Annotated in this window: 20 protein-coding genes and 1 other annotated feature; of the genes, 10 read left to right on the top strand and 10 right to left on the bottom strand. The window is 35.0% G+C overall.

Annotated elements, in window-relative coordinates:
* Positions 1-4 precede the first annotated feature (4 nt).
* From rpmI to argH, 4 genes are all read left to right on the top strand, one after another.
* Complete coding sequence (gene rpmI, locus J5Y03_RS02360) at positions 5-205, top strand: 50S ribosomal protein L35 (RefSeq protein WP_209402038.1); 201 nt, start codon at positions 5-7, stop codon at positions 203-205.
* A 40-nt stretch (positions 206-245) separates the two neighbouring features.
* Entirely contained in the window at positions 246-602 is a 357-nt protein-coding gene (rplT, locus tag J5Y03_RS02355) for a 50S ribosomal protein L20 (RefSeq protein ID WP_088042980.1), read from the top strand.
* Between the two features lie 402 nt (positions 603-1,004).
* A complete protein-coding gene (locus tag J5Y03_RS02350) occupies positions 1,005-2,219 on the top strand; it encodes an argininosuccinate synthase (RefSeq protein WP_209402036.1) in 1,215 nt (404 codons plus the stop codon).
* A 111-nt stretch (positions 2,220-2,330) separates the two neighbouring features.
* Positions 2,331-3,719, top strand: a complete 1,389-nt coding sequence (argH, locus tag J5Y03_RS02345) for an argininosuccinate lyase (RefSeq protein ID WP_209402034.1) — start codon at positions 2,331-2,333, stop codon at positions 3,717-3,719.
* A 56-nt stretch (positions 3,720-3,775) separates the two neighbouring features.
* On the opposite strand, the gene J5Y03_RS02340 is transcribed toward argH, so the two are convergent.
* The 6 genes from J5Y03_RS02340 to J5Y03_RS02315 form a co-directional block, all read right to left on the bottom strand.
* Complete coding sequence (locus J5Y03_RS02340; protein ID WP_209402032.1) at positions 3,776-4,597, bottom strand: MBL fold metallo-hydrolase; 822 nt, start codon at positions 4,595-4,597, stop codon at positions 3,776-3,778.
* A 528-nt stretch (positions 4,598-5,125) separates the two neighbouring features.
* Complete coding sequence (locus J5Y03_RS02335) at positions 5,126-6,793, bottom strand: glycerol-3-phosphate dehydrogenase/oxidase (RefSeq protein WP_209402030.1); 1,668 nt, start codon at positions 6,791-6,793, stop codon at positions 5,126-5,128.
* Between the two features lie 132 nt (positions 6,794-6,925).
* A complete protein-coding gene (gene glpK / locus J5Y03_RS02330) occupies positions 6,926-8,416 on the bottom strand; it encodes a glycerol kinase GlpK (RefSeq protein ID WP_209402028.1) in 1,491 nt (496 codons plus the stop codon).
* Between the two features lie 12 nt (positions 8,417-8,428).
* A complete protein-coding gene (locus J5Y03_RS02325) occupies positions 8,429-9,250 on the bottom strand; it encodes an MIP/aquaporin family protein (protein WP_209402026.1) in 822 nt (273 codons plus the stop codon).
* Between the two features lie 227 nt (positions 9,251-9,477).
* Positions 9,478-10,038 (bottom strand): glycerol-3-phosphate responsive antiterminator, encoded by a 561-nt coding sequence (locus J5Y03_RS02320; RefSeq protein ID WP_209402024.1) that lies wholly within the window; start codon positions 10,036-10,038, stop codon positions 9,478-9,480.
* A gap of 24 nt (positions 10,039-10,062) precedes the next feature.
* On the bottom strand, positions 10,063-11,133 hold the full coding sequence (locus J5Y03_RS02315) for a nitric oxide synthase oxygenase (protein WP_209402023.1): 1,071 nt from the start codon (positions 11,131-11,133) through the stop codon (positions 10,063-10,065).
* Between the two features lie 328 nt (positions 11,134-11,461).
* Between J5Y03_RS02315 and J5Y03_RS02310 the strand changes: the two genes are divergently transcribed.
* Entirely contained in the window at positions 11,462-12,547 is a 1,086-nt protein-coding gene (locus J5Y03_RS02310) for a M42 family metallopeptidase (RefSeq protein ID WP_209402021.1), read from the top strand.
* A 365-nt stretch (positions 12,548-12,912) separates the two neighbouring features.
* On the opposite strand, the gene J5Y03_RS02305 is transcribed toward J5Y03_RS02310, so the two are convergent.
* From J5Y03_RS02305 to sspI, 3 genes are all read right to left on the bottom strand, one after another.
* Positions 12,913-13,425 (bottom strand): hypothetical protein, encoded by a 513-nt coding sequence (locus J5Y03_RS02305; RefSeq protein WP_209402019.1) that lies wholly within the window; start codon positions 13,423-13,425, stop codon positions 12,913-12,915.
* A 34-nt stretch (positions 13,426-13,459) separates the two neighbouring features.
* Entirely contained in the window at positions 13,460-13,783 is a 324-nt protein-coding gene (locus J5Y03_RS02300) for a hypothetical protein (RefSeq protein WP_209402017.1), read from the bottom strand.
* Between the two features lie 485 nt (positions 13,784-14,268).
* Complete coding sequence (sspI, locus tag J5Y03_RS02295) at positions 14,269-14,478, bottom strand: small acid-soluble spore protein SspI (protein ID WP_209402015.1); 210 nt, start codon at positions 14,476-14,478, stop codon at positions 14,269-14,271.
* Between the two features lie 115 nt (positions 14,479-14,593).
* Between sspI and J5Y03_RS02290 the strand changes: the two genes are divergently transcribed.
* From J5Y03_RS02290 to J5Y03_RS02275, 4 genes are all read left to right on the top strand, one after another.
* Positions 14,594-15,346: a TrmH family RNA methyltransferase gene (locus J5Y03_RS02290; RefSeq protein ID WP_209402013.1), complete on the top strand. Its 753-nt coding sequence runs from the start codon at positions 14,594-14,596 to the stop codon at positions 15,344-15,346.
* Positions 15,347-15,457: 111 nt separating this feature from the next.
* Positions 15,458-15,720: a binding site (T-box leader), on the top strand.
* 75 nt (positions 15,721-15,795) lie between these two features.
* Entirely contained in the window at positions 15,796-16,830 is a 1,035-nt protein-coding gene (pheS, locus tag J5Y03_RS02285; protein WP_209402011.1) for a phenylalanine--tRNA ligase subunit alpha, read from the top strand.
* Positions 16,831-16,849: 19 nt separating this feature from the next.
* Positions 16,850-19,264, top strand: a complete 2,415-nt coding sequence (gene pheT / locus J5Y03_RS02280; protein WP_209402009.1) for a phenylalanine--tRNA ligase subunit beta — start codon at positions 16,850-16,852, stop codon at positions 19,262-19,264.
* A gap of 79 nt (positions 19,265-19,343) precedes the next feature.
* On the top strand, positions 19,344-20,078 hold the full coding sequence (locus J5Y03_RS02275) for an SDR family oxidoreductase (protein ID WP_209402007.1): 735 nt from the start codon (positions 19,344-19,346) through the stop codon (positions 20,076-20,078).
* 269 nt (positions 20,079-20,347) lie between these two features.
* On the opposite strand, the gene J5Y03_RS02270 is transcribed toward J5Y03_RS02275, so the two are convergent.
* A complete protein-coding gene (locus J5Y03_RS02270) occupies positions 20,348-20,806 on the bottom strand; it encodes a hypothetical protein (RefSeq protein WP_209402005.1) in 459 nt (152 codons plus the stop codon).
* Positions 20,807-21,171: 365 nt separating this feature from the next.
* On the opposite strand from J5Y03_RS02270, the gene J5Y03_RS02265 reads away from it, so the two are divergent.
* Complete coding sequence (locus tag J5Y03_RS02265; protein WP_209402003.1) at positions 21,172-21,648, top strand: DinB family protein; 477 nt, start codon at positions 21,172-21,174, stop codon at positions 21,646-21,648.
* Positions 21,649-21,668: the final 20 nt, after the last annotated feature.

Genomic DNA, 21,668 nt, shown 5'->3' with positions numbered 1-21,668 from the left:
CGACATGCCTAAAATGAAAACTCACCGTGGTTCAGCAAAACGTTTTAAAAGAACTGGTTCTGGTAAATTAAAACGTAACCGCGCTTATACAAGCCATTTATTTGCTAACAAATCTACTAAAGCAAAACGTAAATTACGTAAAGCTTCATTAGTAAGTAAAGGCGATTTCAAACGCATTCGCTTTATGCTTACAAACATGAAATAAGAACGATAACGGATTTAGATATATCTAGGAGGGAATCAATATGCCAAGAGTTAAAGGCGGTACAGTTACACGCGCTCGTCGTAAAAAGGTTATTAAATTAGCAAAAGGTTATTACGGTTCAAAACATACATTATTCAAAGTTGCAAACCAACAAGTAATGAAATCATTAATGTATGCTTACCGTGACCGTCGTCAGAAAAAACGTGATTTCCGTAAATTATGGATCACTCGTATCAACGCGGCTGCTCGTATGAACGGTCTTTCTTATAGCCGTTTAATGCACGGTTTAAAATTAGCTGGTATCGAAGTTAACCGTAAAATGTTAGCTGATCTAGCTGTAACTGATGCTAACGCATTTGCTGAATTAGCAAACGCTGCAAAAGCTAACTTAAAATAAGTTCGGATAAAAGCCTTAACAGATGAGATCTGTTAAGGCTTTTTTTATGTACTTGGATACTATAAGAGGAAAAATAATTTAGCGATGTGAAAGCCTGGATATTTGAAAGGGATTGATGCCTTAAAAGTCCAGTCTTTTTTGCTTCTAAGAATAACAGACTTTCTTAGAAAGAGATAGTTTCAAAAAAATAATTGCATAATTATATATTAATAAGTATAATAATTCATAAGTAGAATATGTGACAGATAATCGATTTAGGCTGAAATCACTTTTAATTAAGGTTAAATACCGTGAATATGAAATTTTTTTAAAAGTGATTCAAGTTTAGAATATAATATTTATTTGATATAAATGTATAAAAATACATTTGATGTAATTATTTCTTATAGGGGGATGTTCAAAATGACGAAAGAAAAAATTGTCTTAGCTTATTCAGGTGGATTAGATACATCCGTTTCAGTGAAATGGATTCAAGAAAAATACGGATACGATGTAATCGCAGTTAGTCTTGATGTTGGAGAAGGAAAAGACTTAGAAGCGATTAAGCAAAAAGCGTTAAACGTTGGTGCAATCAAATGTTATATGATCGATGCGAAAGAGATGTTTGCAAAAGAGTATATTTTACCTGCTCTTAAAGCGAACTGTTTATACGAAGGGAAGTACCCAATTTCATCTGCACTATCACGTCCTTTTATTTCTAAAATACTTGTAGATATAGCTGAAAAGGAAGGTGCTACAGCAGTTGCTCATGGCTGTACCGGAAAAGGAAATGACCAAGTTCGTTTCGAAGTTTCAATACAGGCATTAAATCCGAATTTAAAGGTTGTTGCACCTGTTCGTGAATGGGGAATGACTCGTGATGAGGAAATTGCATATGCAAGTGAAAAAGGAATTCCGATTCCTGTTGACTTAGATAATCCATTTTCAATTGATGCAAATATATGGGGACGCGCTTGTGAGGCTGGTGTATTAGAAGATCCATGGGCAGAAGCTCCAGAAGCGGCATTTGATTGGACGAACCCAATTCAATTGGCGCCAGATGAGGCTGAATATATTGAAATTGAATTTGAAAAAGGTGTTCCTGTAGGATTAAATGGCGAGAAAATGGAATTAGTTCAATTGATTGAAGAACTTAATGCCCTTGGTGGAAAGCACGGGGTTGGAAGAATTGACCATATTGAAAATCGTTTAGTTGGTATTAAGTCCCGTGAGGTCTATGAAAATCCAGCGGCACTAATTTTAATTAATGCTCATAAAGAGTTGGAGTTTTTAACACTTCCACGTGAAGTGACTCAATTTAAAACGAACGTTGATCAACAAATGACACAGGTGATTTATAACGGACTTTGGTTCTCGCCACTAAAACCTGCACTTGATGCATTTGTGGATGAAACTCAAAAGGTTGTTTCTGGTACAATTCGCGTTAAATTGCATAAAGGGAACTATATGGTAGTTGGCCGAAAGTCTGCACATAGTTTATATAATGAAGAATTGGCAACTTATTCGAAAGGTGATGCGTTCGATCATAATGCAGCTGTTGGTTTTATTAAAATTTGGGGATTATCCACAAAGGTTTACTCAGAGGTAAATCAAAAAGAGGCAACAGAAGTAAAATAGTAAGAATTTAAAAGTGCTGGTTTAAAATGAGAGCTTTCAATGGATTGGTTGGAGGCTCTCTAAACGTTATAAGTCGTAAGGAAAGATTTAAAAGTTTAGGAGGTTTCATCAATGACAAAATTATGGGGTGGCCGCTTCACAAAGGAAACGAATAAGCTTGTTGAAGAATTTACATCATCCATTTCCTTCGATCAAAAATTAGCCATCGAAGATATTGAAGGAAGTCTAGCACACGTGCAAATGCTAGGAGAGTGTAACATCATTCCAGAGCAGGACGCTGAAAAAATTAAAGAGGGTCTACTTTCAATTAAAGAAATGGTTGAAAAAGGCGAAGTAGAGTTCCAAATTGAACATGAAGATATTCATATGAACATAGAAAAGATGTTAATTGAAAAAATTGGACCAGTCGGCGGAAAGTTGCATACTGCGCGTAGTAGAAACGATCAGGTAGCAACCGATATGCATCTTTATTTACGAAATAAAACAAATGAAATGATCGGGCTCATTGAAAATGTTCAAAAATCCATACTTCTTCAAGCTAAAGAAAATATCGATACACTAATTCCAGGGTATACGCATCTACAACGTGCGCAGCCAGTGTTGTTTGCTCATCATTTAATGGCGTATTTTTGGATGTTCGAGCGTGATAAAGAAAGACTACAAGATAGTCTAAAACGTGTGAATTGGCTTCCACTAGGTGCTGGAGCACTTGCAGGAACAACATTTTCGATTAATAGAGAAAGAGTAGCTCAGCAACTAGGATTTAAAACGGTTTATCCAAATAGTATGGATGCTGTAAGTGATAGAGATTTTATCCTTGAGTTTCTTTCAATTGGTGCGATTATTATGACTCATATTTCTAGGCTGTCTGAAGAGATGGTCATATGGTCAAGCCAAGAGTTTCAATTCATTGAATTAGATGATTCTTTTTGTACTGGTTCAAGTATTATGCCACAAAAAAAGAATCCTGATGTACCAGAACTCCTACGAGCAAAAACAGGCCGTACTTATGGAAATTTAATCGGACTTCTAACAGTGTTAAAAGGCTTACCACTTGCTTATAACAAGGATATGCAAGAAGATAAGGAAGGTATGTTCGATACAGTGGAAACGTTAGAAGGATCTCTTATGCTTTTAGCGCCAATCATTGAAACAATGACGGTTAATAAAGATATTATGCGTAAAGCACTTGATCAAGACTTCTCGAACGCAACTGATATTGCAGATTACTTAGCCACAAAAGGTCTACCATTCCGTGATGCTCATGAGGTTATAGGGAAAATTGTACTTTATGCCATTCAACAGAATAAATATTTACTAGATTTGAGCTTAGAAGAATACCAACAGTTTAGTAGTCTATTCGAGAAAGATATTTTCGTTATTTTATCTCCTGAACAAGTTGTATCGGCAAGAAATAGCTATGGAGGAACATCTCCAATTCAAGTAAAAGAGCAAATAAAATTAGCAGAAGATACACTAGTTACATCAACACTTAATTGAATGTAAAAAAGCAGAAAACTTTAGTTTTCTGCTTTTTTACATTGTAAATTTTATCATTAAACATGAGTAAACTCTTGTTTAATTAATTGTATATTTGTTTGATGACAATCTCTTGTGAAATCAGAAGGAAATAATATTTCTTTTTCTAATTTGTTGATCTCATCATCATCATTTTGTAATACAGCTTCTTTTAGACGTAGAAGAAAACTTTTCGCAACATTAATTCGTTGTTCGATTTCTTTAGGATCCGTTGAAACTTTTCCATGACCAGGAACTAATAAGGAAATCTGGTAAGAATTTAGTATATTCGTTGCTTTATTCAATGTTGAAAAATAGTCTTTCACACTATAATAAGCAAATGGCAATTCAAAGTTCGATAAATAGTCTCCTGCAATCCAAATCCCTAACTCCTCCACAACTGCAAATAATCCATCCTTTGTATGACCTAGAGATGTATAAAATGTTAAAGTTGTATTTCCTTCTTTTATTTGTTGTCCATCCTCATAAATAACAATATCAAGCTCAGGGAAAGTGAAAGGAATATCACGTTCGATAAAGAAATCACGATCAAATTGATTAGCTGTCTCGATTTTTTTATCCTTTTGAGGATGATTCTTTAAATCAATACTTCCGATGCATATAGCATCTGGAAAAGCACTGTAACCAACGATATGATCAAAATCTCCGTGTGTAATGAAGAGATAGACTTTTTTATTTTGTTTTCTTTTCTCTACATATTCTTGAATTTCTTGAATCTCATGTGGTAAGTATGTTGGATCTACAACTAACAGACAATCATCTGTTTCGATAACTGTAGAGTTCGTTTGATAAAGTGGGCTTTGAAAGACTGTTACATGTTTGTTTTGAAATATGATCATATTACTCCTCCTTAAAAAAATTTGAAACTAGTAATTTATTATTATGTTATTTTCGTATACATTGTTGTTATTTTAGAAAGCGTTAGTTGATTACAACTCCAGGTTGCTCCCTTTCCGTGGGGCGTGAGCTGAGCCTCCTCGGCAAGCCTGCGGGGTCTCAGCCTTCCCGCTATTCCCACAGGAGTCTCGCACCTTCCGTTGTAATCAACTTCTATTTTTAAAATAAAAAATCTCAAAAGCAACAATCTTTTAGAAAAAGAGCCATTATTAAAATGGTTAGTAATTATGAGTTGCTGCAAGGACAGTGGAGGAATGAACCATAATTAGAATTCAATAACTATTTTATCATATTTACCCCTCATTATTTGAATTATCAAAAACATTACATATTTGTATGTGAGTTAGCAATAAAATTTTTTTAAGAGAACAATCAGATTTTAGGCTCAATCATTTTAAAGAGAGCATAAAAACTAAAAGGGAAGGGAGCTTCAACTCCTTTCCCTCAAATAGTTATTATATTAATTTTGCTCATTTATCTTGTTGATCAACAGGAACCACAGCGTCAGTTAACGCATTTTCTAATTCAATTGTATATTTACCTTGTTCCTCTTCGCTCCAATTTAATTTCACAGCCATGTAATTGATTACTGCTTCTTTCCATTTATATACCCATTCAATGTTGAAGAAAACAGCTCCCATTCGGCGAACGAAGAAATCAACTGGTTTTGCTACCATTTCGAACTCAATTGCGTAGACAAGGGGAAGAAGTACATCAAGTGGCAAGTTATAGTTTTCTGATTCATCCTTATATTCATTTGCAAGTTCAAAAAGTACATCAACGTTTGAACCATAGAACTTCGCGAAGTGTTCTGCCTGCTCTGCAGTTAAACCGAATTTTGTGGCATCCTGTACTTTTTTTGCAATGAATGCTGGAAATTGTTTAGAACCGCCAACATGGCCCCCAGAAATTGGCATATGCTTTGTTTTGGTAGTAGGGTATGAACCGTGACCTTCTTTTTGAAGTACAGCTGTCACATGGTCTAGCACCATCTCAGCCATTTTACGATATCCTGTCAATTTTCCGCCAGCAATTGTGATTAAACCAGATTCAGATGTCCAAATCTCATCTTTACGAGAAATTTCAGATGCGCTTTTTCCTTCTTCATAAATTAATGGACGAACGCCAGCCCAGCTTGATTCAATATCCGCTTCTGTTATTTTTACAGTAGGGAACATATAATTAATCGCATTAATAATATATGTGCGATCTTCTGAAGTCATTTTTGGTACAGCTGCATCTTTATCATAGAATGTATCTGTTGTACCTACATAAGTTTTTCCACCACGTGGAATAGCAAATACCATTCGGCCATCTGGTGTATCAAAATAAATGGCTTGCCCAAGTGGGAAACGTTTTTGGTCAATTACAAGGTGAACACCTTTTGATAGTTGTAATACTTTTCCTTTTTTTGAATTATCTTTTTCACGTAGTGTATCAACCCATGGACCAGCAGCGTTAACAATTTTTTTACCGTACACCTCATATTCTTTTCCGTCTAGTAAATCCACTACACGTACACCGCATACTTTTCCGTCTTTATATATGAAATTGTCTACTTTCGCATAGTTGACTGCTTTTGCACCGTGTTTAATTGCTTCCTTCATCACTTCAATTGTTAAACGGGCATCATCTGTACGATATTCAACGTAATAACCGCCGCCTTTTAGGCCATCTTGTTTTACAAGTGGTTCTTTCTTCATCGTTTCTTCACGGCTAAACATTTTTCTGCGTTCACTTTTCTTAACACCTGCTAAGAAGTCATAAACGCGAAGACCAATTGATGTAGTAAATGCACCGAAGGTTCCGCCCGTATGGAAGGGTAATAACATCCATTCTGGAGTTGTTACATGAGGGCCGTTTTCGTATACAATTGCACGTTCTTTCCCAACCTCTGCTACCATTTTCACTTCAAATTGTTTTAAATAGCGTAAACCACCATGTACAAGCTTCGTTGAACGACTTGAAGTACCTGCTGCAAAGTCTTGCATTTCAAATACCACTGTTGATAGTCCGCGTGTTGTTCCATCCAATGCAATTCCTGCGCCTGTAATACCGCCGCCAATTACGATTACATCTAACTCCTGTTTAGTTACTTTGTTTAATACTTCTTTACGATGTTTGCCTGAAAATTTCATGGTAATTTCCTCCTCTAAATACGAAAAAAGAGACCACAATCAGCACTATAGAAATCAATTCTACAGTGTGTTATGGTCTCTCCAAATCTCCTACCGAATATTAACTTGTTTTTATTTTAACACTAAATCAAATTATTTAAAAGCTTTTGTTGCTTCAATTGCTTTTTTCCAACCAGAATATAGTGCTTCACTTTCATTTGTTTCCATTGCAGGTGTGAATTTTTTATCCATATTCCACTGGGTTGCAATTTCTTCTTGATCTTTCCAGTAACCAACTGCAAGACCCGCTAAATAGGCTGCACCTAATGCTGTTGTTTCGTTCACTTCTGGTCGTTCTACAGATACGCCTAAAATATCTCCTTGGAACTGCATTAGGAAGTTATTTTTAACAGCACCACCATCTACACGTAATGTTTTTAACTCAATGCCTGAATCAGCTTCCATTGCGCATAATACATCTTTTGTTTGATATGCTAACGATTCAAGAGTTGCACGTACAAAATGCTCTTTTGACGTACCACGAGTTAAACCAAATATAGCACCGCGTACTTCGCTATCCCAATATGGTGTACCAAGTCCAACAAATGCAGGTACAACATACACTCCCTCAGTTGATTCGACGCGAGTTGCATATGCTTCGCTTTCGCTAGCATCATTAAACATACGTAAACCATCACGAAGCCATTGGATTGCAGAACCAGCTACGAAAATACTACCTTCTAATGCATACTGTACTTTTCCGTTTAAGCCCCACGCAATTGTTGTTAATAATCCATTTTCAGATGCTACAGCTTTTTCACCAGTGTTCATTAACATGAAGCAGCCTGTACCATACGTATTTTTTGCCATACCTTCACTAAAGCAAGCTTGGCCAAATAAAGCAGCTTGTTGGTCACCAGCAATACCTGCAATCGGTACACTTTGACCAAAGAAATGATAGTCAACTGTATGACCGTATACTTCAGAAGATGGACGTACTTCTGGAAGCATGCTTACTGGTACTGTTAGCATGTTAAGAAGTTCTTCATCCCACTTTAATTCATGAATATTGTACATTAATGTACGAGATGCATTAGAGTAGTCTGTTACGTGAACCTGACCACCTGATAACTTCCATACAAGCCATGTATCAATTGTTCCGAATAGTAATTCTCCACGTTCTGCTTTTTCTCTTGCGCCTTCTACGTTATCTAAAATCCATTTTACTTTTGTTCCAGAGAAGTATGCGTCAATTAAAAGACCAGTTTTTTCACGAACCATGTCGTTTAGGCCTTTTTCTTTTAACTCATCACAAATTTCTGCTGTTTGACGAGATTGCCATACGATTGCATTGTATACAGGTTTTCCTGTTTCTTTTTCCCATACAACTGTTGTTTCACGTTGGTTTGTAATCCCGATACTCGCAATTTGGTCTGGTTTTACATTTGCTTCACTTAAACAGCTTGCGATAACCGCTAGAATTGAGCCCCAAATTTCATTTGCATTATGTTCTACCCAACCTGGCTTTGGAAAGTGTTGTGTAAATTCTTTTTGCGCCACATGAACAATTTTACCGTCTTTATTAAAAAGAATTGCACGTGAACTAGTTGTTCCTTGATCTAATGAAAGAATGAATTTTTCCATTTTAGTTTCCCCTTAAGCTACTTTTCTACTATTTGTATTTTTTGAGCCTTGTTTGCTAGTGAAATAAGAGATTGCTAGAATAATAATTGCTGAAATGACGATATAAATAATTGCTGAATTTTGTTTTTTTTCAAAAACAATTTGATAGAAAACCCCTGCTAATGATCCACCTAAAATTGGACCTACAACTGGAATCCATGCATATTTCCAGTTCGAACCGCCTTTTCCAGGAATCGGTAAAAGGAAGTGTGCAATACGAGGTCCTAAGTCACGTGCTGGGTTAATTGCGTAACCAGTTGTACCTCCTAATGATAATCCAATACTTATAATTAAGAATCCTACAACGAAAGGATTTAAACCGTTTGCAAATTTATTTGAACCAATTGCTAGAATCCCGAATACTAAAACAAAAGTTCCAATCATTTCACTTAAAAGGTTTGCAAAAGTGTTTGGAATTGCTGGACCTGTTGCAAACACACCTAACTTTGTACCAGGATCTTCTGTTTCTTTCCAGTGAGGTAAGTAGTGTAAATAGACGATAACAGCACCAATAATAGCACCAATCATTTGGGCAGCAATATATTCAGGTACTTTGCTCCATGGGAATGAACCTTTAAAAGCTAGTCCAATTGTAACCGCTGGATTTAAATGTGCTCCGCTAATAGATCCTACAGCGTATGCAGCCATAGCAACTGCTAATCCCCATCCAAATGTAATGACAATCCAACCTGAATCCTTTGCAAATGATTTTTTTAAACTTACTCCTGCACAAACACCGCCACCAAGAACAATCAAGAAAGCAGTCCCGATTAATTCTCCTAAAAATGCTGACATAAAATCCCTCCACAATCAATTTAAGTCTTTCAATGTGATAGAGATAAAATGAATGGCCATTCGTTTTTACAAAAGAAAAAGACCCACACCCAATACGCTTCTATAAAAACATAGAAACAATGAAATGTGGATCTCTACTTTCTCCGTCACGTTTATTAACTTGCTCTTATGATAAACTGGGTATGAAAACGTTGTCAACGATTTTTTTACATTTTTTCATACTTTTGTCACAAATTTAGAAAATATTTCCATAATTCTTTTTTTGATGTTGTAATCGCAGTAACACCAGCTTCTAATGCCTTTTCTACATCTTGAATGGTTCGAATAAAACCACCAGCTAAAATTGGTATACCCGTCCGTTCCTTTACTTCAGTAATAATATCTGTTAAAGCACCAGGAAGCACTTCAATATAATCTGGTTTCGTTTTTTCAATGAGTGTTAAACTTTTTTCCATTGCACTAGAATCAATTAAAAAGATACGTTGAATTGCAACAACACCTTTTTGTTTCGCCTTTAATATCACGTTTGCTTTTGTTGATAATAACCCGTATGGTTTAAACTCTTGGCATAAATATTCCGTTGCATATGCATCAGTTTGCAATCCATGAATCAGATCAACATGTAGAAATACTTTTTTACCATGTTGGTTTGCAAGGTTAACGACACTTTTCAATTGACCAATATGAATATCTAAAATCACAATATACTCATAAGAACTATGTAATAACTTTTCTAAATCCTTTATTTGCCTAACAGCTGGCAAAATCTTTTGCTCATGAAATTCCATTCAAAAAATACCTTTCTATTTATATTATTTACGGAAAAAATTTGGTACCATTATTTGATTATTATAAGGACGATGGTAAATATGGGTTGCTGCAGGTGACATTGGAGGAATAAGCCATACCCAATTTCCAGTAATCATTCTTCCACATTTTACTTCTTGTTGTTCAAATTGGCGAAATTGTTCTGCAGCTGTATGATGATCAACAATACTCACTCCAAGTTTTTTATAAGAATGTAATACGGCAATATTAAGCTCTACAAGTGCTCGATCTTTCCAAAGAGAGCTATTTTTTGATGAATCAATCTCAATTATTTTTGCAATATTTGGCAATAAATTATAGCGCTCTGTATCAGCTAAATTTCGGGCACCAATTTCTGTACCCATATACCAACCATTAAAAGGTGCAGCTGTATAGGAGATTCCACCAATTTCTAAACGCATATCCGAAATCATAGGAACAGCATACCATTTTGCCTCGAGTGATGAAAAATCATATTCTGGATGTTCGATTGGTACTTCCATTACTAAATCCGATGGAATGTCAAACCATTTCGGCTCATTTCCATTTAACGAAAAAACTAACGGTAATACATCATAATCAGTGCGTTTTCCTCTCCAACCAAGACTTTCACAATAAGAAGTAAAAAGAAGTGAATGTGAATCACCAATTGTTCCATTATCCGTTTCGTATCCAGCATAGCGAATTAACTGATGATTATGTATTCGTAATTGATTCTTATCATTTTTATATTGTTTAAAAATAGTAATGGTTGGTTTAATTTTACCTTGGTTTGTAGCAAACTCAATATGAGTTAAAAGAGCATTCAAGACTTCTTCATCAGTATCTGCTTCTCTAGCATCAAGAATTTGTAAACTATTCCAAAATAATCTCCCAATGCATTTATTGCTGTTTCGCCATGCCATTCGAGCTCCATGAACTAATTCTTCAAAAGTATGCTCGTACGTACCAGTTGAAAGAATTTCTGCTTCGATTTGTTGTAATCTACTATTTATTTCAGTTGGTTTCTCTAGTTCTTCATAGCATTGTTCGATAAAAGCTTTAGCTTCTTCAAAAAGACTTTTTGTTTTAATCATAAAAATTACTCCTTAAACTGTCTGGAAATGTAAAAATAGTATAGCATGCATACATTAAAGATAGATAAACTATAAACAGTAGAGTTAACCTCTACGAAATTTCAATTGATGAATGAAAGTTGGGTAAAAGAAAAGTGCCTAATTTTATGTTCCTTTATTATAATAACATTAATTTTGTTAATCATTTTTATTAGTAATTATTTAATTTCTTTTAAAGTAGAAATATTGTGTAAATAATTTTATAATTAATGAAATGATACATAATTGGAATTTGATTTTTTGAATCAATAGATGTTGTGAAAATAAATCAAAAGGGAGAGTATGGATAATGTCAAATTTAGATCCAAAACTACAAATGCTAAAAGAATTAACTGATGCAAAAGGTGTTGCAGGTTTTGAAGATGAACCAAGAGAGATAATGAAAAAATATATTGAACCATATGCAGAAGAGATAACAAGTGACCATCTTGGGAGTCTTATTGCTAAAAAAACTGGAGATGCAAATGGACCTAAAATTATGATAGCAGGTCATTTAGATGAGGTCGGTTTTATGGTAACGCAGATTGACGAAAAAGGTTACCTACGCTTTCAGCCAATAGGTGGTTGGTGGTCACAAGTTATGCTTGCACAACGGGTTACAATTTGTACGAAAGATGGGGATGTAGTAGGAGTTATTGGCTCAAAACCTCCTCATATTTTAAGTGCTGAAGCTAGAAGAAAAGTTGTTGATATTAAAGATATGTTTATTGATATTGGGGCTACTAGCAAAGATGAAGCATTAGAATTTGGCGTACGTCCAGGAGATCAAATCGTCCCTTATTTTGAATTCCAAGTAATGAAGAATGAAAAATTTTTATTAGCAAAAGCGTGGGACAATCGTATTGGTTGCGCGATTGCAATTGATGTTTTAGAAAAATTTCAGACAGAGAACCATCCAAATGTTGTCTATGGAGTTGGAAATGTACAAGAAGAAGTAGGACTTCGTGGTGCAAAAACGTCAACTAATACAATTCAACCAGATATAGGTTTTGCAGTAGATGTTGGTTTAGCTGGTGATATGCCTGGAGTATCTGAGCGTGATGCACAAGGTAAGCTTGGCAAAGGACCTCAAATTGTCCTTTATGATGCATCAATGGTGTCACATAAGGATTTACGTGATTTAGTCATTAAAACGGCGGAAGAGTGCGGAATTCCATATCAATTTGAAGTTATTCCAGGTGGTGGAACAGACGCAGGTTCAATGCATGTTTCATTGGAAGGTGTACCGTCATTAGCTATTTCAATTCCTGCTAGATACATTCATTCTCATTCTAGTATCATCCATCGTGATGATTATGAGAATACAGTGAAATTATTAGTAGAAATTATAAAACGATTAGATCGTAATACAGTTGATCAATTAACATATTCATAATAATGAATCCCTCAAAGTTACTTTGGGGGATTTTTTGATTTGGCATTACTAATAGATTAACGGGCAGTAAGACCCCCACCTCAAGATTCAAAGAGAAACGAGGTAGATAGGTGGGGGAAACTGCCCGTAAAAAAAGCCCGATTGGGCTAACCAAAAGTGGGGAATAAAAAACCCCACATATGGAAGTTTCACTTTATTTGTAAGGCCTAATTTTATCAAACTATGTAGAACTTTTCCATGAAATGAATAGTATATCTTGTAGAAAGGGTAGACGAACTGGGTTAAGTAACTATATGAATTAGAGAAGTTTGATAAGCCTAATTATAAAAACTAAATGTTTAGGATGAGCATCTCTTTTGATATTTTTATTCAAACCAAGGTTCTGATTGCTCGCATTCACAATCTATAATCTTAACTTTTACATTTCTTTCATGTAAATCGAACATTTCAAGCTTTTGTCTTAGCATTAGTTCAACTAAATTCAGTTTATCGAGTATTGAATCCTTTAAAGATTTTTTAATTATTTTTGAACATAAAAAATTCCATTTTATAGCTTGTTTTAGCTCAAGATAAACATCCCAGCTTTCTTTTAAACAGCATTTTATTTCACTTTTACATTGAAAAAAAATGGGATGATCTGTTAATGTCATAAAATTTGATAACGATACAACTTGTAAACTAATTAATAATCGGATGTTTTTTGAAAAGTGTTCGATAAACGAATCGATTTTAGAATGATCCAAGTTATGGATCATCTTTATATTGTTTAATAAATTTGTTTGGAAAAACTCCTCTTGTGCAAGAAAAAGTGGTGTAAGATTTGTACAAATACGGTGGTTTTGACAAAAAAGTTCATCAATAGTTAATTTCAAATCCAAATCTTTCCCACCTTTCATGTTAGTCTAGATTAATCTATTCTTCCTCTTCCTCTTCTTCCCTTTCCCTATGCTCTTTACAACAATTGCATTTTTCATCGAGGTCAATAATTTCTTCTAACGTAAGGAGAATGATTATTTCTTTTTTTATAACAGTTTTTATAAGTGAGTTGACTGAATCATTTACTTCAAATAAATCTTTTAATCTTCGAGATAGGCATATTCCTTTTTCTAGCTTATTTGCTTCTTCTTGTATAACTTTTGCAAGAGCAAGTTCTTCCGCAGCAATTGAAGTTAATAGCAAATTTATTGCATCACAACGATCAATTTTAGGCACTGATAAACTTGGTAAATTCATCATCTTTCCAACCCCTCAATATTCATGGCTTCTATAAATTATGTGTATATGCTTGGGTTAGTGATTAGTAAAAATTGAACTTATACTGATAAAAATAGAAAGTAGAATGTATATTACAAGTTAAAGAAGACAATAAGTAAAAAATTTTTGTTGTTTTCGCATACATTGTTGCTATTTTAGAATGTGTTAGTTGATTACAACTCCAGGATGCTCCCTTTCCGTGGGGCGAGAGCTGAGCCTCCTCGTCGCATACGCTCCTGCGGGGTCTCAGCCTTCCCGCTATTCCCACAGGAGTCTCGCACCTTCCTTTGTAATCAACTTCTGTCTTTAAAGTTTCAAATCTCAAAAGCAACAATCTTTTAGAAAAGAGCCAAATTTTTTAAATAAATTCCATTAGAAAATGCGTGCTAATTAGCACGCATTTTTAATAAAGTATTTTTTACATGATATATCCCATATTAACAGGTTGTAATACCTTTCAATGATGGTTATTTTTTAACTCCATTTTCTAACACATCTAGAAGTTCGTGTTTTTGTTGTTCGGATGCGTTGTTCCAAAAAACTTCTAATAACACACCTAAACCTGGAAGAATTTTTTCTTCACCGCTTTGGATTGCATCGACAATAGTTGCTTCAAGCTGGTTAGTACTATTTCCTGTAATATTATGTATTACTGCTCCTCGAATATTAAAATTCATACTATACCCCTTTCAAATGAATTATTTTTTAGTAGTATTTGTTTTGGGTACTGAAATTATGTATGATAGTTCTATTGAAAAATATTTAAAGTAGAAATGTGCGAGGAAAAATAGTATGAAGAGAATTGATTCGATCCAAAATCCTTCAATTAAAGCATGGAAAAAGCTCCTAACTAAAAAAGGGAGAGAAAATGCAAAAAAATATATCATTGAAGGCCTGCATTTAGTTGAAGAAGCAATTAAAAATGATGCACCAATTTTACATTTATTAATTTGTGAGGAAATTGATATACCGGCTACTTTTACAACTGGCTCATATGAAGTGACGTATATTTCAAAAGAAGTCAGTAAGGCATTAAGTGAAACTGAAACAACACAAGGTGTTTTTGCAATTGTAGAGTTTGACTTTATGAGAGTTGACATAAAATCGATTAAAAAAGTGATTCTCCTTGATGAAATTCAAGATCCTGGTAATGCTGGAACAATTATAAGAACAGCAGATGCGGCTGGGTTTGATGCGGTTATTCTAGGAAAAGGTTGCTGTGATTTGTATAATGGAAAAACAATTCGTTCTACTCAAGGATCACTTTTCCATATCCCGATCATTAGGGGAGATTTGCATGAATGGATTACTAACTTAAAACAAGAAAATATTAAAGTATTTGGAACAGCTTTAGAAGGAGCAAAGCCTTATAAGGAAAGCTCGAAAGTTGAACGCTTTGCTATTTTACTTGGAAATGAAGGCAATGGTGTTAATAAAGAACTATTAGCCATTACAGACGAAAATGTGTATATTCCTATTGTTGGAAAAGCAGAGTCACTTAACGTAGGTGTTGCGGCTGGAGTATTAATGTACGGATTAAGCTAATTGGCCATACTTGGTCTTACATCAAAATTCTTCATATAAAATATGTGAAAATTTTGATGAGGAGTTGCATATCATAACTAAAATCACTATAATAAGTGAGTAAATAAATAGTCAAATGCTATGAAAGAGAAGAGTAGATTACATCACGCTATTAAGGAAGAAAGTGCCATAGACTGCGAGCACTTTTATAGACAGTGTAGTTGAATTCACCTCTGGAGCAAGCGCCGGGACCACACAATTGTGTGTAAAGGCGACTCGGTAGAAGCCGTTATTTGAATGAAGTGAACAGTACATAGTTCATTTAATTATCTTTTCTATAATTAAGTGAAACTGTTAATTAGGGTGGTACCGCGAATGATAACCTCGTCCCTTTATTGGGAACGAGGTTTTTTGTATTTCAAAATTTATAAAAAAGTGCAAAACACTGACTGAAAATAGGAGGAAAGCAAATGCAAGAGCGTTTAGTAGCTTTACAAGCGGAAGCAATCAAACAAATTGAAGAAGCAAATGATTTAAAAGCATTAAATGAAGTACGTATTGCGTATTTAGGTAAAAAAGGACCAATTACAGAAGCAATGAAGGCGATGAAGGATTTATCTCCTGAAGAACGTCCAAAAATGGGTGCCGTTGCAAATGAAGTACGCGCTGCGATTCAAGAAAAGCTAGAAGCAAAGATAGTGTTACTTGAACAAAAGGAAATTGACGACAAACTTGCTAAGGAAAGTATTGACGTAACATTACCTGGACGTCCAGTTCATGCTGGTGGTGCACATCCTTTAAAAGCTGTAATTGAAGAAATTGAAGATTTATTCATTGGAATGGGATACGAAGTAGTAGAAGGTCCAGAGGTTGAAAAAGACTATTACAACTTTGAAGCATTAAACCTTCCAAAAGGGCATCCTGCACGTGATATGCAAGATTCATTCTATATTTCAGAAGAAACTTTAATGCGTACACATACATCAACAGTTCAAGCAAGAACAATGGAAGCGAATATGGAAAAAGGACCGATCAAAATCATTTGTCCAGGTAAGGTTTACAGGCGTGATGATGATGATGCAACTCACTCACACCAATTCATGCAAATCGAAGGATTAGTGGTTGGTAAAAACATTTCTATGAGTGACTTAAAAGGAACACTTCAATTGTTTGCAAAAAGAATGTTCGGTGAAGATCGTGAAATTCGCTTGCGCCCTAGCTTCTTCCCATTCACAGAACCATCTGTTGAAATGGACATTTCTTGTATGAAATGTGGGGGAAAAGGATGTAACATGTGTAAACATACTGGTTGGATTGAAATTTTAGGTGCTGGTATGGTTCATCCTAACGTACTTGAAATGGCTGGTTATAACGCAAAAGAATACCAAGGATTTGCATTCGGAATTGGTTCAGAACGCATTGCATTATTAAAATATGGCATTGATGACATTCGTCATTTCTATACAAATGATATTCGTTTCTTAAAGCAATTCCAACAAATGTAAGGTAGGAGGGGACAACAATATGTTCGTATCAACGAAATGGTTACAAGATTATGTAGATTTATCAGGCGTAACACCTGAAGAACTAGCAAATTTAATTACAAAAGCAGGTATTGAAGTAGAAGGCGTTAATAATTTATCAGAAGGCATTAAAAATGTCGTTGTAGGATATGTGATGGAACGTGAACAACATCCGCAGGCTGATAAACTAAACAAATGTACTGTAGATGTAGGCGAAGAACAACCACTTCAAATTATTTGTGGCGCACCAAATGTAGATAAAGGACAAAAGGTTATTGTTGCAAAAATTGGAGCGGTACTTCCAGGTAATTTTAAAATTAAAAAAGCAAAGCTTCGTGGTGAAGTATCAGAAGGTATGATTTGTTCACTTCAAGAGATAGGAATCGAAGGAAAAGTTGTTGCTAAAGAATTCTCAAATGGAATCTTTGTCCTTCCGAATGACGCAGAAGTTGGAACTGATGCACTTGAATATCTTCATTTAAATGATTCAGTTCTTGAATTAGGCTTAACGCCAAACCGTGCAGATTGCTTAAACATGATCGGTGTTGCTTATGAAGTTGCAGCAGTCTTAGACCGTGAAGTGAAACTTCCAAAAGTTGGAGCTGAAGTAACAAACAATGCAGATTTTGTTAATGTAACGGTAGAAGCAAAAGAAGATGCACCATTTTACGCTGCGAAACTTGTAAAAGGTGTAAAAATCGGCCCATCTCCAATTTGGATGCAATCACGTTTAATGAGTGCAGGTATTCGTCCAATTAATAATGTTGTTGATATCACAAATTACATTTTAATTGAATATGGTCAACCGTTACATGCGTTTGATTATAACAAATTAAATAGTCAATCAATTATTGTTAGAAACGCAAAAGCTGATGAGAAAATTACAACGCTTGATGGGGAAGAACGTACTTTACAACCTCATAATTTAGTGATTGCAACTGATAAAGAAGCTGTTGCGATTGCTGGAGTAATGGGCGGACAAAACTCTGAAGTTGATGAGAATACAACTGACGTTTTAATTGAATCAGCAGTATTCCGTCCTTTAAGTGTCCGTCAAACATCAAAAGAATTAGGTTTACGTAGTGAATCAAGTGCACGTTTTGAAAAAGGAATTGATTCTTCTCGTACATTAGCAGCAGGTGAGAGAGCAGCGGAATTAGTGGTTGAGCTAGCTGGTGGTACGCTTGCACCAGGTACTACTGTAGAAAATAATTTACAAGTAGAAGAACAAAACGTTACAGTAACTGTTCAAAAAATTAATAGTGTATTAGGAACAGATATTGATGCTGAAACAGTTAAAGATATTTTCCGTCGTTTACGCTTAGAAGCAGCTCAAGAAGGAGAGTCATTTACAGTAACTGTTCCTTTACGCCGTGGTGATATTACGATTGAAGAAGATTTAGTAGAAGAAGTTGGCCGTTTATATGGCTATGATCATATTCCTGCAACATTACCGACAGGCGTTGCAAGTCGTGGTCAATTAACTTCATACCAAGCAAAACGTAGAAGAATTCGTCGTTATTTATCACATGCTGGATTATTTGAAGCAGTAACGTATTCATTAACTAGCGGAAGCAAGGTGAAACGTTTTGCTTTAGAAGCTGGGGAAGCGAGCCCAGTTCGTTTAGCATTACCGATGAGTGAAGAACGTAGCGAATTACGCTTTAGCTTAGTACCACATCTACTTGATGCAGTTTCTTATAACGTTGCACGTAAAGAAGAAAGCGTACATTTATTTGAAGCAGGATCTGTTTTCTTAACATCAGAAAACAATGAACTTCCACATGAAGAAGAATATCTTGCAGGTGCATTAACAGGATTATGGTTACAACATGCATGGCAAGGTGAAAAGAAAGCAGTAGATTTCTATGTTGTAAAAGGTATTTTAGATGGTCTATTTAATGAATTAGCCTTATCTAATAAAGTATCTTATGTTGCTGCGAAAAAAGAAGATCTTCATCCAGGTCGTACAGCAAGTATTTTAATCGATGGCAATGAAATTGGCTTCATTGGTCAAGTTCATCCATCTACACAAAAAGAATGGAATATTAAAGAAACATACGTATTCCAATTATCACTTGCGAAGTTATTAAATACTGAAGTTGAAGAGATTTTATACGAAGCGATTCCACGTTTCCCAAGCATGAACAGAGATATGGCGTTAGTTGTTGATTCAACTGTTGTAGCTGGTGAAATGGTAGAAACAATTCGCTCAGCTGGAGGTAAGTTATTAAAAGATGTAACAATCTTTGACTTATATGAAGGTGACAAAATGGAAGCAGGTAAGAAATCAATTGCATTCTCATTAACTTACTTTGATCCAGAAAGAACACTGACAGATGAAGAAGTAACGAAAGTTCATGAAAAAGTTTTAAAATCTGTAGAAGAGACACATAACGCTCAACTACGTGGATAAGATAGTGGAGGACTAGGATTTATCTAGTCCTTTTCTAATGAATAGAACTATATTAGTAGTGAATAAAGGGTGGATTAAGATGGAAAATAATGTTGTGATTATAACTGGGGCAAGTAGTGGGATTGGACAAGCTACTGCAAAGGCATTAGCGATAAAAGGATTTAAACTAATGTTAGCTGCAAGAAGAGAAGAGCGTTTACAACAATTAAAAACTGAAATAGAAGAATTAGGTGCAGAAGTTAGCTATAAAGTTACAGATGTCACTTCTAGAAGTGATATGGAAGCTTTAGCAAAAGCTACTATCGATACATATGGGAAAATTGATATTTTAATCAATAATGCGGGCGTTATGCCATTATCTTTTATGAATAAGTTAAAAGTTGAAGAGTGGGACCTAATGATTGATGTAAACATCAAAGGGGTTCTCTATGGAATTAATGCCGTATATAAACATATGGAAGAGCGTAATGAGGGACATATCATTAATATCTCATCAGTGGCTGGCCATGAAATCATGCCTTCAAGTGCAGTGTATAGCGCTACAAAATATGCAGTACGAGTTATTACAGAAGGATTACGAAAAGAAATGCGTCCAGATCAAAATATTCGTACAACAATTATTTCACCAGGAGCAGTTGCAACAGAACTAACAAATACAATTTCTGATCAAGATGTTTTAACGATGTTTAGCCAACAAAATGGATTAGAATTGATGAGTGGAGACGATATCGCCAGAGCGATTTTATATGCAATTGAACAACCAACTTCTGTATCAATTAATGAGATTATTGTACGACCTACTTCTCAAATGTAACAATCACGTTTCAGAAACAAGATAGATTAAAAAAGGGATGGAAAATCCATCCCTAAGGCTGTCGAAAAAGTCGACAGCCTTTTTTCATCTTTAATAGATAAGTTCAACGTAGATTTTTGATATAATTAAATTATAAAAAGTATGAGGTGCTTTTAAGTTAACGAACACAAGAGAATCCTAAAATGAAGTAGAATTTGTTTAGAAGATTTAGTTCCTAAGATTTTCTTCTTCTTAAAATAGATTCCCTTGGCAAAATTCTACTCAAATCATCACTTAATAACGACATTTCCCACATATTTAACATCACCTTGGTGAGAGTGAAAGTTCACCTCTAACACATAAGTGCCTTTCTCTTCCGGAAAATTAAACGTGTTATCTTTGCATTCCAATCGTTCTTGTGTATCTCCTTGCCATACGAAAACGTTGACTGATACATCGTTATATTGCCCACCGTTCTCCTTGTTCTCTTCAAATTCTAGATTAACAGACTGCAGAGGGCTAACACTTACTTGCTTTTGCCTGGCTGCCAATTGTGGAATGTTTTGTGTTACTTTATTAATACTAATACTGCCAGTGCTCCACAGAATGTTCGCTTCTTTTAATCTTATTTTAGAAAAGTCCACATCCATATAAGCTGTTGGAGGGCCAACATCATAATCCTCACCTATACACCCAGTTAATGAAAAAATGCATAAGAATCCAATAATTAACTTCAAACACACTTTCATTTACATTCATCTCCTATCCAAAGTTTATTATTTCATCATTTCACGTCGGGCTATTTGTTAAATGTAGAAGTAGTTTAACTTTGTATAATGGATTTAGAGTATTGGGGTTTCTATGTAAATTTTTAGTACTAAGTGCCCCATCTTTCCATTTTACTATAAAAACTAAGAAAACATTAGAAATAATTAGAAATTTTAAATAAATCCGAAAAATAAAAAAGGGATGGGAATTCCTAGTCCTTTTTTATTTGAGTACAATGGATAGGGGAATTAATGTAGGTGTACTTTGCCTAAAAGATAAAAGGATATTCACTTAAAAACAAGAATATAGTTTGATGAATAGCTACTTGAAAATAGGAGGTATTGAATTGAAAGAATTAATTCATGAGTACGCCTTAGGATACGAAATGCTTCGGAAAGCCATCGAAGGATTGAACGAAGATGAGTTTCATTACAAACCCGCACCAGACAAATGGAGCATTCATCAAATCCTCATACATGTGACGGATGCCGAGATTTCGGCCACACCTCGTCTAAAAAAAGTCTTGGCGGAGGAAGAGCCAATTCTGATTTCATTTGACCAAAACGCATGGGCAAATAACTTGGAGTATGATTTGTTGGATCGTGAACAGTATCTGCTTCTGTTTAAATTCCTACGTTCTAGTATGCAGACTATACTGGAAAACCTAACTAGTGAACAAAGCGAGCGAGTAGGAGTGTATATTGATCAGGAGCGATTCACATTTAAACAGTTGCTGGAATTCCGCGTCGAACATGTTCGTAACCATCTTGCTCAAATTGAACGGGTAAAGAAGGCGTATCAGGAGAACCAAGTAAGTAACTAATGGGGGATATCTGAGAAACA

Origin of the sequence: Gottfriedia endophytica (genome assembly GCF_017814275.1) — a bacterium.
Classification (GTDB): Bacteria; Bacillota; Bacilli; order Bacillales; family Bacillaceae_G; genus Gottfriedia; species Gottfriedia endophytica.
The sequence above is the reverse complement of the archived record's forward strand: the minus strand, read 5'-3'. Positions and strand labels throughout refer to the sequence as shown.

What these genes read in the sequence shown, in the direction of transcription:
- argH (WP_209402034.1), top strand. Translation starts at nt 2,331, where the DNA reads ATGACAAAATTATGGGGTGGCCGCTTCACAAAGGAAACGAATAAGCTT.
- J5Y03_RS02335 (WP_209402030.1), bottom strand. Translation starts at nt 6,793, where the DNA reads ATGAAATTTTCAGGCAAACATCGTAAAGAAGTATTAAACAAAGTAACT.
- J5Y03_RS02300 (WP_209402017.1), bottom strand. Translation starts at nt 13,783, where the DNA reads ATGATGAATTTACCAAGTTTATCAGTGCCTAAAATTGATCGTTGTGAT.
- J5Y03_RS02310 (WP_209402021.1), top strand. Translation starts at nt 11,462, where the DNA reads ATGTCAAATTTAGATCCAAAACTACAAATGCTAAAAGAATTAACTGAT.
- J5Y03_RS02325 (WP_209402026.1), bottom strand. Translation starts at nt 9,250, where the DNA reads ATGTCAGCATTTTTAGGAGAATTAATCGGGACTGCTTTCTTGATTGTT.
- J5Y03_RS02270 (WP_209402005.1), bottom strand. Translation starts at nt 20,806, where the DNA reads ATGAAAGTGTGTTTGAAGTTAATTATTGGATTCTTATGCATTTTTTCA.
- J5Y03_RS02315 (WP_209402023.1), bottom strand. Translation starts at nt 11,133, where the DNA reads ATGATTAAAACAAAAAGTCTTTTTGAAGAAGCTAAAGCTTTTATCGAA.
- glpK (WP_209402028.1), bottom strand. Translation starts at nt 8,416, where the DNA reads ATGGAAAAATTCATTCTTTCATTAGATCAAGGAACAACTAGTTCACGT.
- pheS (WP_209402011.1), top strand. Translation starts at nt 15,796, where the DNA reads ATGCAAGAGCGTTTAGTAGCTTTACAAGCGGAAGCAATCAAACAAATT.
- J5Y03_RS02340 (WP_209402032.1), bottom strand. Translation starts at nt 4,597, where the DNA reads ATGATCATATTTCAAAACAAACATGTAACAGTCTTTCAAAGCCCACTT.
- J5Y03_RS02275 (WP_209402007.1), top strand. Translation starts at nt 19,344, where the DNA reads ATGGAAAATAATGTTGTGATTATAACTGGGGCAAGTAGTGGGATTGGA.
- J5Y03_RS02350 (WP_209402036.1), top strand. Translation starts at nt 1,005, where the DNA reads ATGACGAAAGAAAAAATTGTCTTAGCTTATTCAGGTGGATTAGATACA.
- J5Y03_RS02320 (WP_209402024.1), bottom strand. Translation starts at nt 10,038, where the DNA reads ATGGAATTTCATGAGCAAAAGATTTTGCCAGCTGTTAGGCAAATAAAG.
- pheT (WP_209402009.1), top strand. Translation starts at nt 16,850, where the DNA reads ATGTTCGTATCAACGAAATGGTTACAAGATTATGTAGATTTATCAGGC.
- rpmI (WP_209402038.1), top strand. Translation starts at nt 5, where the DNA reads ATGCCTAAAATGAAAACTCACCGTGGTTCAGCAAAACGTTTTAAAAGA.
- rplT (WP_088042980.1), top strand. Translation starts at nt 246, where the DNA reads ATGCCAAGAGTTAAAGGCGGTACAGTTACACGCGCTCGTCGTAAAAAG.
- sspI (WP_209402015.1), bottom strand. Translation starts at nt 14,478, where the DNA reads ATGAATTTTAATATTCGAGGAGCAGTAATACATAATATTACAGGAAAT.
- J5Y03_RS02290 (WP_209402013.1), top strand. Translation starts at nt 14,594, where the DNA reads ATGAAGAGAATTGATTCGATCCAAAATCCTTCAATTAAAGCATGGAAA.